8 protein-coding genes are annotated in these 15090 nt (G+C 35.9%); all 8 read right to left on the minus strand.

Annotated features, from left to right (window positions below; genetic code table 11):
- The coding region (locus tag I3217_RS09730) for a protein-disulfide reductase DsbD family protein (RefSeq protein ID WP_435049565.1) at positions 1–1512 on the minus strand (1512 nt) is incomplete at its 3' end.
- 17 nt (positions 1513–1529) lie between these two features.
- Complete coding sequence (locus tag I3217_RS09735; RefSeq protein WP_435049566.1) at positions 1530–1976, minus strand: protein-disulfide reductase DsbD domain-containing protein; 447 nt, start codon at positions 1974–1976, stop codon at positions 1530–1532.
- A gap of 21 nt (positions 1977–1997) precedes the next feature.
- On the minus strand, positions 1998–4796 hold the full coding sequence (locus tag I3217_RS09740; protein ID WP_435049567.1) for a M16 family metallopeptidase: 2799 nt from the start codon (positions 4794–4796) through the stop codon (positions 1998–2000).
- A 403-nt stretch (positions 4797–5199) separates the two neighbouring features.
- Positions 5200–8004 carry a M16 family metallopeptidase gene (locus tag I3217_RS09745; RefSeq protein WP_435049568.1) on the minus strand — a complete coding sequence of 935 codons (2805 nt, stop codon included), beginning with the start codon at positions 8002–8004 and terminating at the stop codon, positions 5200–5202.
- An 82-nt stretch (positions 8005–8086) separates the two neighbouring features.
- On the minus strand, positions 8087–9418 hold the full coding sequence (locus I3217_RS09750; RefSeq protein WP_435049569.1) for a thioredoxin family protein: 1332 nt from the start codon (positions 9416–9418) through the stop codon (positions 8087–8089).
- A gap of 18 nt (positions 9419–9436) precedes the next feature.
- Positions 9437–10777 (minus strand): thioredoxin family protein, encoded by a 1341-nt coding sequence (locus I3217_RS09755; protein WP_435049570.1) that lies wholly within the window; start codon positions 10775–10777, stop codon positions 9437–9439.
- Between the two features lie 14 nt (positions 10778–10791).
- Positions 10792–12135, minus strand: a complete 1344-nt coding sequence (locus tag I3217_RS09760; RefSeq protein ID WP_435049571.1) for a thioredoxin family protein — start codon at positions 12133–12135, stop codon at positions 10792–10794.
- Between the two features lie 170 nt (positions 12136–12305).
- On the minus strand, positions 12306–14978 hold the full coding sequence (locus I3217_RS09765; protein WP_435049572.1) for an insulinase family protein: 2673 nt from the start codon (positions 14976–14978) through the stop codon (positions 12306–12308).
- Between the last annotated feature and the right edge of the window lie 112 nt (positions 14979–15090).

The following is a 15090-nucleotide window of genomic DNA, read 5'->3' on the forward strand; positions in this document are numbered from 1 at the left end:
AGGTAAGGCCTCATGGCTATCTGAAGCTACGCCTCCTCCTGAATTTTTATAACCTACACCGTATGGTGATTCACTATAGTTTGGTGGCGGCGGGAATGCACTTATTAAGTTTAAAGGCGCTCCCCAAAGTCCCGGAATCATATATATTGTAAAGGTTAAGGTGATAAGTCCTAAACTTAAACGTCCTACTGAAATATGTGTTAATGGTGAATCGTGTGGTAATTGTATCTTTCCGAATAAATAAAAGGCTAAAGCTCCAAACACAGCAATCCAGATTGCAATAAACACTTCGCGCTCTAAAATATGCCATTGCATAATGTAATCGGCATTCGATAAGAATTTAAAAGCTAAAGCAAGTTCTAAGAATCCTAAAACTACTTTTACGGTATTTAACCAGCCTCCTGATTTTGGTAAAGAGTTTAACCAACCCGGGAAGGCTGCAAATAAAGCAAAGGGTAATGCAATTGCTAAAGAGAAGCCTAACATTCCAACGATTGGAGCAATTCCGCCTTTAGACGCCGCTTCTACTAATAAAGTTCCAACAATTGGTCCGGTACAAGAGAACGATACAATGGCTAAGGCCAGAGCCATAAAGAAGATTCCGATTAATCCGCCACGGTCGGCCTGAGAATCTACTTTGTTTGCCCAGGAGTTTGGTAACATAATCTCGAATGCCCCTAAGAAAGACACTGCAAACACCACCAGTAAAATAAAGAAAATGATATTAAACCATGGATTGGCTGCCAGAGCATTTAAGGCATCGGCTCCAAAAATTCCGGTTACTGCGGTTCCTAAAAGCACATAAATTACAATAATACAAAGTCCGTAAATCACGGCATTTTTAATCCCTACGGCTTTGTTTTTACTCTGCTTGGTAAAGAAACTTACCGTCATAGGAATCATAGGAAACACGCAAGGTGTTAACAAGGCTGCAAACCCGGATAAAAAGGCGATAAAGAAAATACTAAACAGCCCTCTGTTATCGGCTTCTTTATCTTCCTTTTCTATAGTGTGAACTGTCGCTTGGTCTTTTGATGTTTCAGCAGAAGCTACCGCAGCAGTTGCTGCTAAATCGAAGCTTAATTCAACTTCGGGTATTTGCACACATTTTTCATCGTTACAGGCCATACCTTCAACAAAAGCCAGAATAGAATCGACTTTATCTGTTACCTGAATACGCTGTTTAAACGTTGCAGCATTTTCGAAATATTTAATTTCCATTTCAAACACAGGGTCATGCACCGTGTGTCCTTCCTCTTCAGTTGTATTACCGATGATTGTAAAAGAGCCTTCACTATCATCGTAAATAAAGGATGTTGGTAAAGGTCCGTCGGCAGGAACAGTCTGCGAATATAAATGCCACCCCCCTTCGATGGTGGCTATAGTAACTAAATCGTATTCAGTATCTGAAACTTTTTCAACAGTGGTAGACCACTGTACAGGCTCTAATATTTGCGCAAACGCAGCTGTAGATAAAACTAGAGCTGCGATTGCTAAAAGAAATTTCTTCATTTTAGATCTTCAAAAATTTATTTTACGTTGAATACTAAGTCTACTTCTGTTGGAGGTAAACAACGACTGTCATCGCACACCATAAATTCAACTATACCTTTAACATCAAAAGGCGCTTTTCCTTTTAATTTAACACGTTGTTTAAAGTCGGCCTTTGTTTCGAAAAACTTTATTTCCATTTCGAAAACAGGATCCTGAATCGTGTGTCCTTTTTCCTCTACAGTATTTCCTTTTTTAAGATAGTTACTATTGCCTTCGAAAGTGAATTTTGTTGGAATAGGTCCATCCTGAGGCACGTTTTGCGAGTATAAATGCCACCCTTTTTCGATAGTTGCGGTAGCGACCAATTCATATTCTGAATCGGAAATTTTATTAACCGAAGTACTCCATTTTACCGGTTCTAATATTTGTGCTTGCCCTACAAAGGCAGTTAAAAGGGCAAAAAATAAAATTACTTTTTTCATGTTTAATATATTGGATTTAGTTTATTGTTCTGGTTTAAAAACGATCTCGTAAGATTTGCCGCCATCTAACACCGCTTTCGCTATATTTTGAATATCCTTAGCTGACATGGCTTTTACTATATTTTCGAAATTTTTAGGATCGTTTATATTTTCATCATATCTGAAATAACGTGTTAAAACCTGCATATCGTAAGCGTTTTTGTTCTTAGCCTGCTCACGTACTTTTAAAAAGTTAGTTCTGGTTTTATTTAAATCGTCTGCATTAATCATACCATTTGCTATTTTTTGCAATTCATTATTCACAATTTTCACAAGATTATCGGCCATATCTGGATTACAATCAAACTTAAAACTTACAATAGCCTGAGACTTAGGTTCTCTTACAAATGTAGCATTAGCTCTTGGGCTGTAAGCGCCCCCTTCGGCTTCTCTTACCGTTTCTGTCACTCTTAATTGAAGAATATCACCTAAAACGTTAGTGTAAATCGAGTTTTTGTTAGAATAAGACATTTCCTTTTTATACACCACATTTACAGTCGCTTTAGGGTCCTCCATAGCTAAATAAATGGATTTATTAATATTATCGGCAACCCATTCTGCACCATTATCTTTATATTCTTCCTTTGTTTTGTTGGTAGGAATGCTGGCAATATATTGTTCTAAAAGAGGTTTTAACTCATTTACCTTAACATCACCAACGATGAAAAATTCGAAATCTGAGGCATTTGCAAAACGCTCTTTATATATTTTTTCGATGGTATTAAAGTTTACATCATCGGCGAACTCCTGATCAAAAATACGCTCTTTCGGATTGTTTTTGCCATACACACTAAGTGTTAAACTATCGCGCATTTTTTCACCAACATCTTTACTTTTTCTTATTAAATACGTATCGATATTGTTTTCCAGAACTTTATAAGCATCGGCATCAAAACGCGGTTTCACAAAATATGCATACACCAGTTGCAACATGGTTTCTACATCTTTTACGTTAGAATATCCAGAAACTGATTCGCCTATATCGCTTAAACCAAGCTGTACTTTTGCTGTTTTTCCTGCTAAAATTTTCTTTAAATCGGTTGCTGAAAAATCAACTACACCAGACATATTCACTAAACTGGTTACAAACATAGCTGAAGGCAAATCTTCATCGGAAATAAGAGATTTCCCTCCTAAACTTAAAGCTTTTAAAGACACATTATCCTTTTGTTTGTCTGCATATTTATAATGTACCGTAATACCATTACTCAAGGTAAAAGTAGTGGCATCAACTGTTTTATTATAAGTTTCCTTAGTTATAGTCCCTGCTTTAATATTTAAATCTGAAACTAAAGTTTTTCCTGCAAGATCTTCTGTATACGGTTGTAAGTTGTCATTATTTTCTACTGAAGCAATAATTTGATTCACCTCAGCTTCGGTTAAATTATGCTGCCCTTCTACTCCTGTTATATTCACAAAACGATTCTCCTGAGTGTATAAACCTTTAATCGTATTATGTAATTCTTCTTCGGTAATATTGTTTAAAATCTGCTTTACAATACCGTACTCCTTCTCGATATCGGTCATGGTACGATTGGACAAAAAGTTATTCTGAATAACATTTTCTATGCTTTTATGACTTTTATCGTCCTTTTTAGCAATACCATTTTCGTATGCCGTAATGATGACAGCTTTAGCACGATCAATTTCCGAAGGAATGTATCCAAATTTCACTGCTCTTTCCACTTCAGTTAACACTTGGGTAAACGCTTCCTTTTGCATATCCGGCTTTGGAACAATACTAACATTAAAACTATTGGAAGTTCTTGAAAGTCCACCATAACCAACAGAAGCTCTTAGGAAATGAGCATCAGGTTTTCTGGATAATTCCGAAATTCTTGAAGACAGCATACGCGTTGCCATACCTTCTAATAAATCGCGTTTTAAATCGGCAACAGTTTCCGGTTGTAATGATTTTTTATGACGAATACCAAAACTTATAGAAGCTGAAGACACTTCCGGATCGGTTCCTAAACTGTATAATAAGTTTTTATTATCAGGGATATTAACTACAAAACGCTCTCTTGGATTTTCTACTGCAGGTATTTTAGAAAATTTCTCTATAATTTTCTGTTCTATCTCTTCCACATTCACATCTCCTATTACAGCGATAGCCTGTAAATCGGTTCTGTACCAATCGTGATAAAAATCGCGAAGGGCTTTATACTCAAAGTTTTCTACCACCGACATTAACCCGATTGGCATTCTATTGGCATACTTAGAGTGGTTGTACGTAATAGGCATCGAGGTTTCGTAAATACGCATTCTTCCATTTTGTCTGGTACGCCACTCTTCTTTAATTACTCCGCGTTCTGAATCTATTTCCTCATCGGTCAGTAATAAATAATTTGACCAGTCATTCAATACTTCCAGACAGGTATCTACTAAACCATCTTTTGTTGGGATATCGTTTAAATTATATACCGTTTCGTCGAAAGCCGTATACGCATTAATATCCTTACCAAATACAGCCCCGTGCTTCTGAAGCGTATTTAAAATTCCTTTTCCTGGAAAGTGTTTGGTTCCGTTAAACGCCATATGCTCCAGAAAGTGCGCCAACCCCTGCTGATCATCATTTTCTAAAATCGAACCTACATTTTGTATAATATAATAACTTGCCGCATCTTTAACTACATCGGTACTTTTAATGTAATATGTCATGCCATTTTCCAGCACACCTTTTTTAATAGTATTATCTACAGGTAAAGGCTGCGTTAAATCTTGAGCATGCACTTGTAAAACTGCAAGAAAAATAAGTACTTTCGATAAAATAGATCTCATTAATTAGGGTTTAATTCGTTTAGTTTTCTGTTTTAAATAATTGGCCAAAACTATAACTTTACATCTTATTTACTCTTAATTTTAAGATAGTTTTAATAAAAGAGGGCTGTAAATTTACAGCCCTCGGGTTTTCATTTCTTATTATTAAGGGACTAACTCAAATAAAATATAAAATGATAAAATTTTCAACCATTGTTTCTCTTCATACTTTGAGCGGGAATCGACCTGAAACAATTTCCTACTATAAGCCTGGCAATTAAAGTTCTAGTCCTTTCACTAACATCTGTTTTCGCTATTAACCTATATTTTAAAGACGCCAATAACACTAAGAAGAGTGACAACTTCTCAAAAAAAGTTGTCATTTTTTAAGAATTTTTAGGCTAAAAATATTTATCCCTTCAATTTACTTTACCTGAGGCACAAAAAGAATATCTAAAACATCGGCATTATTAAAAAATCGTTTAGCCGCTGCTTTAATATCTTCTGTCGTCACTGTATTTAAAATTGCATCGTAATATTCCGGAGCCAGCATATTCTCCCCATATTCGTAATAGGTCTCCAAAACAGACATCCAGTATTTATTCGACTGCTGAATCACCGGCCTGTTTTTCTTCAGGTTTAAGACTACTTTATCAAGATCTGATTGTGACACCTCTTGTTTTACATTTTCAAGTTCTTTTAACACCAATTCATTTAAACGCTCAGCATTCTTTGGGTCACAGTTAAATGAAATATCCATATTGGCTCGAGCTTCAGGCTTTCGGACATCGCGAGCATTTACATTTATAGTATATACTCCTCCTTCTTTTTCTCTGATATTCTCTATAAGTTTAATATTTAGAATATCTCCTAAAATTGCGTGATGCACCATATGCGCTCTGTTGTACGGCATGCCCTTTTCCATTTTTAACACAACTGTTGCCATTGGCGCCTCTATTGGCAACTCTTCAATATGCTTATTAACCCCTTTAGGAAAATAATTCTCCAGCGGTTTCCATGAATCCTGAGACTCATGCCCCGGAAGACTTCCTATATATTTTTCGACCATCGCTCTTACATCATTGTAAGGTGCATCTCCAATAATATAAAAGATGAAATCTCCGGCATTGCTAAAGGTCTCCTCGTAAATCTCTTTTACAAGGTCAAAATTGATTAAATCCAGATATGCCTTATTATATTCAAAATAATGCGGGTCGCCATTGGCTTCTAATCTTTTATAAGCATCATTCATTAATCTATTCGGATTCTGTACCGGATTCTCAAGACCTTTATAATTATTGGCCATAATCTCGTTAAACTTATCGGCATCAAACCTTGGGGATTCAAAGCGCATATACACTAACTGAAACAAGGTTTCCATATCTTTATTTGCAGCGCTAGCCGTAATACGCTCTGCATAAGTTTCTAATGCTATCGCTGACTTTGCTGTATTATCGGCCATTACCTTACTGTAAGCCAAAGGATCTAATTCACCGATTCCAAATTTATTCACCAGACTTACGGCTCTAAAGGACGGCACATCTTTGATATCGTAAACAGACATACCACCCGGACTCACAGCATTTAATTCTAAATTACCTTTATTATTATTACTGAATTTATAAACCACTTTAGCTCCGTTAGACAATTGCCACTCTACAGCTTTAAACTGACGTATGATTTTCTCGCTGATAATTTTACCGCTTTCAGGCAAAGAATCCATTACAGTTGCATTTACAGGAGTCTGATCTACATACGGCTCCAGTTTTGTTCCTTCTACCTTTGTCATTATCGACTGAATCTCATTTAAAGACGGAACTTTCAAATCCTGTTTTTCTGGAGCTGTAATCGTAAAGACTCTGTTTTCTTTTGTTAAATACAAATCTACAAGTTCAGTAAGTTCCTCTTGACTGATAGTAGGAATTACTGTTTTAGCGAAATTATAACTAAACTCAGAAGTTGGGATTGCAACACCATCCAAATAAGCGCTTTTTATACTTTTACCATACTGGTCTGAGCTACTATTTCCGGCACTTTTATACCAACGGTCGTTATTCTCCAGCATTTTAGATTTTAAACGGTCTATTTCCGTTTGTGTAAAGCCGTGTTGTTTTACACGCTGCAACTCAGAATACACTGCTTCAAATGCTTCATTTAACTTAGCTTCGTTAGCTGTTACACTTAAATGAAAGACTTTGTAATTTTTTTCAAAATCGGTATAAATGGCTCTGGCCGATTTGTATGGTTGATTCCCTTTTATTAAAGCCTCCTTGTAACGGTTATCCAGTAAACTTCTGAAAAACGTATGTACAAAACTTTCACGAAGCTGAGCCTGAGAATTATCTTTCTTATAAAATTTCCTGATTTCTAAAGTCAAAGTTACATTACTCACTTCTTTATCGGTAGCAACTTTATACAAGGCCTTTTCGTTATCCGGAATGGTGACATAAGTTCTGGTTTTCGGATGTTTTATTGCCGGAATTTTAGAGAACAAGGCTCTCACCTGAGCTTCTACTGCTTCTGCATCAAAATCGCCCACTATACCTATAGCCTGCAAATCGGTACGATACCAGTCGTGATAAAAATCTCTCAGCGCTTTATATTTAAAGCTTTTAACCACTTCCATACTGCCTAAGGCGTCGCGTTTAGAATAAATACTGTTATTGTATTTAACGCCTTTAAGTTGTTGTCCTAATCGGTAATTCGCATTATAACGTTGCCTCCATTCTTCCTGAATCACCTTACGTTCGGCATCAATTTCAGCATCAGTTAACGCCAGTTCATTACACCAGTCGCTCAAAATAAGTAAGCAGGAATCCATAACTTTTTCATTACTTAAAGGCACCTGACTTAAATTATACACGGTCTCGTTGGTAGAAGTGTAGGCATTTATATCCTTTCCAAATTTAACTCCTTTTTGTTCCAACATATCAATAACACTGTTCCCCGGAAAGTGAGACGTGCCATTAAACGCCATATGCTCCAGAAAATGTGCTAAACCATTTTGTTTATCGGTTTCTAAAACAGCCCCTACATTTTGATACAAATAAAAACTAGCCTTTCCCTTTGGCTTGGCATTAGCTTTAATATAATAGGTTAATCCGTTTGGCAGAACACCGGTAATAAACGAATCATCAAATGGCACTTCCTGAGATAAATCCACTGTATTCTGGGCAATACCAAGTGAAAAAACAAAGGCTGATATGATAAATAATAAAAATTTACGCATGATTTTAATATAAGAAGGCAACATGCTTACAGTAGTAATAAACATATTGCCCTTGTTTTTTAATATATATTCCGATAGAATCTTAAAGTAAAATATCTTCGCCGGCTTTCATTAAGTCTAACTCTCCTTTTATAGCCGAAAGTCGTTTTAATTTCTCCTCCTGACCTAATCTTAAAGCCTCTTCTTTAAGCTTTATTGCTTGTTCTTTATCTCCTAATACATAAAGAATATTCGCGTAATTACTTGTATTTTCTGCTGAATTAGGACGTATGTAATAAATGGTATCCATCCAAGACTTAACTTCTTGTTTCTCTGCCTCTGTATTTACAAATTGAACATAGTCTTTAAGCATTCTATAAGTTTCCTCGCTATATTTTACGGCATTTGGCCTAACCATTCTTAAAGCTTCCGGATCACCAGCAGCCCGTTTTTCCAACCAATCTAAATAAAAACTTCTAAATTGTTCTTTATCAATTTTAGCAACATAATTTGCAATATCATCATGCACCAAGGCTTTGTATTGTTCGCCTTGGTTCGTGTTGAAATAATAATATGTATAGACTCTTTTTCGTTGTGCATCGGAAACAGTTACGCCCGATTCCATCGCCTTATCAAAAGTCAGTTCTATAAGGCTAGTATCGCGTTTTACAATGGCATACTCTGTAGTAGTCGTAATCATTTCTTTTGGCACCTTTTGATAGATTTCCCGAACATCCTTTCTCACGTACTTTTTCCAGGCCTTGGTTTTCATATTCGCATCTATAATTCGCTCTGCTTCTCCACCGTAAACTAATTGTTTATGATGATTCGCTAATAACATAACCATAGCTTTACTTGAATCTGGAATTTGAGTCTGAATGCTTAAATACTGTTCCAGCACTTCGGAATAATTATCCATCGATTTAACTTCCAATAACTTGTCCAGGTACTTGGCTATTAAAACCTCATCTTCTTTGTTATTATTATACAATTCTGAAAGACGCGCTAAGCTATTTGGGTTACTGGCTGAAGCTATAGCTGCTTTTGCTACATTCATAAACGCTTCAGTTGTCATTGCACTGGAAGACCTGTAAACCACCTCGTCATTACCATCTATAAACACATAACTCGGCAAGCCCTGAATGCCATATTTTTCTTTAAGCTGCGGCCCGTTTCCTTTTTCAATATCCAGTTTATAAGACACAAAATGCTCATTAAAATAAGCACCTACCTGATCTTCCATGAAGACAGTCTTTGCCATCTTTTTACATGGTGCACACCACACAGCATAGCCATCAACAAACAGGACTTTATTTTCCTTTTTAGCTTTATTTAAAGCCTGCTGAAAGCTTCCCTTTTCAAAATGAATACCTTGTGCAATTCCCAATACAGGCAACACCAATAGTATATATACAAATTTTTTTTTAGTGATCATTAATATATGTTTAGTAGTTTAAATAGACTCCCCTTTTTTCATCTGCACCAATTCGTATTCCTTATTTACAAACTTCTTATCTGTTTTTGGCCAGTTTTTAACAGCACGCTCTTTTAGTTCGACCGCCTTTTTGGTTTTCCCTTTTTTATAATACACCGCTGCCTGAAGATCATCGGTAAAACAGTTTTCCGGCTTCAACTTATACCCATACTTAATCCAGGATTTTACTGTTTTATATTCTTCTTTAGAGTTCTCAAAATCCAGATAGCCCTGCCCTTTTTCGTTTATTTCTTTCAAGATTTTTGTAGCAATTAATCCTTCTTTGGAGGCATGCAACATACGCTCTCTTGACTCTATAGGATCCCTATCGTAAGCTTTTTTATACATCTGGTATGTTTTCTCATCTTCTGCATTAATTTCGGCAACAGATGTTTTGTTCATCAAGCTATCAACATAATTCTCTACAACTTGCTTATAGCTTTTACCGTCATTTATCATAACGAAATACATCAACTCTGCTTCAACCAAATCGTCTTGTTTTATTTTATCTGCTGGTCGCTCCTTATAAGCATCAATATAAGCCTTCACTAATTCCGGATCATTTTTACGTTCAGCTACAATTATTGTATTATTTAATATTTGAGTTTTTAACCTTGGAAGCATTTTTGCTTCAAACTTTGAAGCTGATTTCATATAGGTCTCATAATTTTCGTCCAGAATCTGTTCCCCTTTACTACCTACAGTAAAACTTCTTACATTATGCATAATATAATCCTTCATTTCAGGACTCGCTTCTTCCATTTCGGTTTGAACCCTTAACCAGGCATCGACACCTTCTACAGGACGCTGACCGTATTCTTCCATTTTTGTGATGTACATTTTTAGAAAAGCCTCGTCGTTTAATTTATTCGGAAATTCCTTTTTAAGGTTTTCTAAACTATACTGACTGTCTATAGACGACACCGCTCTTTGAGCCATTTCTAAAAATAGATCTTCGTGCTTAAAAGCTGTGTCTTTTAGCAAGACTTTACCGTCAGTATCTAAATATAATAAAGTAGGATACCCGGTTACATTATATTGTTTCGCAACGGCCTCTCCCTCTTTCTCGGCATCTAACTTTAAGTTGATAAAGTTTTTATTATAGACTTCTCCTACCGAAGCCAGTGGAAAAATGTCTCTCGCCATTTTTTTGCAAGGTCCGCACCACACGGTATAAAAGTCTATAAAAACCTGTTTATTTTCCTGTTTCGCTTTTACAAAAGCTTCTTCTAAAGTTATATGTTCGAAATTAATACCCTGGGCATAGCCATTAAAGGCCAGCAACAAAAAAGTTAATAGTAGTATTTTATAAATTTTCATAATATGTTATTGGTTTAAAGTGCTTCGCCGTTTTTCATTTGTTCTAACTCATACTGTATTGTAGATACTTTTTTATCATCTTTCGGCCACTCGGCTAAAGCTTTTTCTTTATATGTTACCGCTTTTTTAGTTTTTCCTTTTTTATAGTACATATTAGCAGTAAGATTGTCCATGTAGTAAGAAGCAGCTTCTAAGGCATTGCCATACTCAATCCAGCTTTCAAGCGTTTTATAATCACTTTTAGAGTCTGTATACTTTAAATACGCTTCACCTTTCTGATCTATTTCTTTTACTATACCTGCAGATTTTATACCATCTTTATATGCTACTAACATTTGCTGCGCCTGTGGAGCGGGATTACCTTCTAATGCTTTCCCTCTTTTTTCGTAAGCGGCCTGATCTTCAGCTTTAATCTCACTCATTGTTTTATCAGCCATAAGGCTATCCACATACGTTTCAACCACTTCTTTATAACTATTCCCATCGTTAAGCAACGAATAATAAATCATTTTATACTCTAACAGATTACCTTTTTTCTTATACTTTTCCGGTAAGGTATTAAAGGCTTCCATAAAGCGTAACCAAAGTTCCGGGTCTTTAGTTTCGTAGGCATAGTTTTTCGTGTTCTGAGCCATACGTACGACTTTTAAAACCTCCAGTTCCTTTTCCTCACTGCGGGTAGCAATATCCATATACTCATCGAAGTTTGCATTCAGGATATCGGAGCCTTTAGAATCTAATAAGATATATTCTTTATACTTTAACAGGAACTCCATCATATCGACATCGGCTTCTTCAATTTCATTTTGCACCTTTAACCAGGCATCTACACCTAGCGCCGGATTCTGACCATATTCCAGCATTTTTTCAATATAAATTTTCAGGAATTCGGCATCTGTTTTTTTATTCGGAAAATTAGCCTGTAACTTTTCCAGACTGTATTCGCTGTTTACAGCGGCCACAGCATCTTTACCTAAAGCGATAAATTCTTCTGGCATACGGGTCCCTGATTCCTTGAAAACCAGATTACCATTACTGTTTAAATACACATAGGTAGGATAACTATTTACCTTAAATTGTTTGGCGGCTTCCATACCTTCCTTTTCGGCATCCAGTTTTATATTAATATATTCTGCATTGTACACCGCTCCAACTTCCGGAAGTGTAAATACATTTTTAGCCATAACCTTACATGGCCCACACCAAACGGTATAAAAATCGATAAATACAAGCTTGTTTTCAGATTCTGCCTTTGCCAAAGCTTCTTTCAAAGTCAAGTGCTGAAACTCCATACCCTGAGCCAGTACGCTTTGAACACTTAATACCAATACTAAAAACGGAAATAGAATGTTTTTCATATATAATTTTAGTCGTTAAAATGAGTTCTAAATTTTAATTCTTTATTAAAAAAAGAACAACTCTGTATTAATAAGACGAGAATTTTAAGGTTTAGAGTGACAATCTCACAAAAAAAGCCACGACATATTTGGTCGTAGCTTTTTTAATTCCTTAAACTTTTATAAATCGTTTATTTTTGAATATCAGAAGACTGAATTAATAAAAAATAAGCATCCATATTGATCAAACGTTTCATATGCTTTACAATATCATCTTTAGTTAGTTTACGAATCTGTTTCTGGTAATCTTCCATGGTATACAATTTCCCGTAATCCAATGCCCATTTTAAATAGTCCGAACTCACGCGGTCAGTTTCGTAAAACGACGCCACATAATCCTTTTCCAAAAGCGCTTTTATAATTACAACATCCTCATCCGTCAGTATGCCTTTGCCCATAGGCGTTAACACCTCTTCTCGCATTGCTTGTTGTGCAGCCTCCACATTGGCGGCGTCTTCAACAATGTACCTAATACTTACTGCAGATAGGTTTTGAGACGCATTTTCGAAATCTGAAGCTCCCAAAGAATAAATAAACCCGTATTTTTTTCTTAAAACGTCAAACATGCGTTTATACCCGTACTCCGCAATACCTTCACTAATCAGTTTGTCTTTAAACGTAATGGACTTATGACTCACATCTGAAAATAAAAAACTGGATTTACTGGAGCTTTTTCCCCAATGAAATGCTTTAACCTTTGGCGACTTAGCCAATAGTGCCGGCGTATTTTCATCTACAGGAGAACTTAAGGCTAGAGGTTCTATAGTGGCAATGTATTCCGATATTAATACATCTACATTCTCGGGTAAAGCACCACCAACATAAACATAGGCATCTTTTAAACTGCGTTTAAAACTGGTATTATACTCAAAATAACGATTAATAGTTGCCTGATCCAAAATTGAATCGGTTAGCACAGGTACTTCAAGGTCCTTACCTAATATTTTATTTAAGTAATTTTCATAAGTCTCTTCTGAACCTTTTACACGTTTAAGGTAACGTTTCAAGCTTTTGTTCAGACTTTCAGCATCCGGCACAGTTTCATTGGTAACCATCAGGTGAAAGGTTTTTATAAGCTGATTAAAATTATGATTGGTTCCTTTTAAATCGAACTCGTAATCGTAATTACTGTACTTTACTTTTTTATAAATTCTTAGTTTACGCAGTAAATCCCTTGATTCACCTTCTGAGTATTCTCCAAAAGTATCATCAAACTGATCGGATACAAATTGAAACAACGCACGATCATTTTCAGAAATACGGTTTAATCCACGATTGGCTACAATTTTTATGTGGTTTTCTGCATTTGGAGCAGTATTGACCACAACACGGATACCGTTTTCGTATTTAAGTAAATACAGATAATCGCCTAATTGTATTTTCTCTTTTACAGGTTTTGCTTCTTTAGCCACAATATTTACCTCTGGCAAGTTAGCATTACTTTTTACAGCAAACTGACCTGATGGCTCTGCAAATTTATAAGGCGTTACCTGAGTTATCGTATCGATTTGTTGTAAGGCCGATAAAATAAAGGGTTCATCAAAACCAGCTTCAAAGGCCTTTGCCTTCTTATCGAAAAGAATGGTTTTATTTAATTCTGTAAAACTATTAAGGAGCTCTGTAAAATCTTCAGGCGTAATTGTGTTAGCAATGTGTTGCATATACTTTACCTTATCTTCGGCAGACATCGGGATATCGCCTTTAAAAAAATGCATTTGCGCATCGGAAAAATAATTCTCTGAACTCCCTAGTACACTTTTATAGCGCTTTAATTTAGTATTTACAAAATAGTCGATCTCTTCCTGTAAAAAGCCATAACGTCTGGCCTGAGCAATAACCGTATTAAAATTGTTCAACATGGTCTTATAAGTTCCCCCGTCTTTAGCCTCTAACCTAAAATTAAACCATAAATTACCGGTAAAAGGTACCGCTACATTAGCTGTAAGCTTTGTAATATCGGAATCTGGAAACTGTTCCAGTCGGTTTTCAAGCATCTCGCAAAAGAGATTATAAATCACATTTTTTTTATACGATTCGAAACTATTCACCGGAAAATCCCGTGTTTTAAAACCTAAGACCAACATCTCAGAATTCTTTACCTGATAATCACCAGAAATGATGTTTTCCTGACTTAAGTCTAAATACTTGTTTTTAGTATGAATTGCACTTTGCGGTAACTTTCCAAAAAGCTTGTTAATGTATTTAGACACTTTCTTTTCGTCTACTTTACCATAAACAACCAGAGCTAATTGATCTGGCGTATAATACTTTTGATAAAACGTTTTAACATCGTTTGCTGAGACATTGTTAATCTGCGTTTCCGACCCTAAACCATTATGCCCTTCTAAATACGTCCCCATAACAAAAGGCGTCCCACCTCCTGATCTCAGTTTAATTTCTTCTATGACCACCTTCTTTTCAACCTCCAAATCATTGGCATCCATTTCCAGATTAAAACACCAGTCGTTTAAAAGCCTTAGTGTTTGCTCTAAAGTCTCCTTATTATTTTCAGGAATAAAAACACGGTACTCGGTATGCGTATCATCAACCGAACCATTATAATCACGCCCGATACGCAGCCCCATACGTTCTAATGCAAGAGCGGTTTCGTTTCCCGGAAAGTTCTTACTGCCTTTAAACACCATGTGCTCTAAAAAGTGCGCCACACCACGTTCTTCAGGTTTTTCCACAAAACACCCCGTGTCTGATAACAGATACAGGCCTATTTTCCCGGGCTCTACATTAGGCACAAGGTAATACGAAAAGCCATTTTCTAACTGATTGTAAGTAATACCTTCTGGCATAAAAAAGTTCTGCCCAAAACTTTGGGCAGAACTTAGTATTATACACAGAAAGCTAATAATTTGTTTTAGGTTTAACACCACAATTTTCACTTTCTAAATGTTATTTTAAATT

Source organism: Formosa sp. S-31, from assembly GCF_051172795.1.
GTDB lineage: Bacteria > Bacteroidota > Bacteroidia > Flavobacteriales > Flavobacteriaceae > Formosa.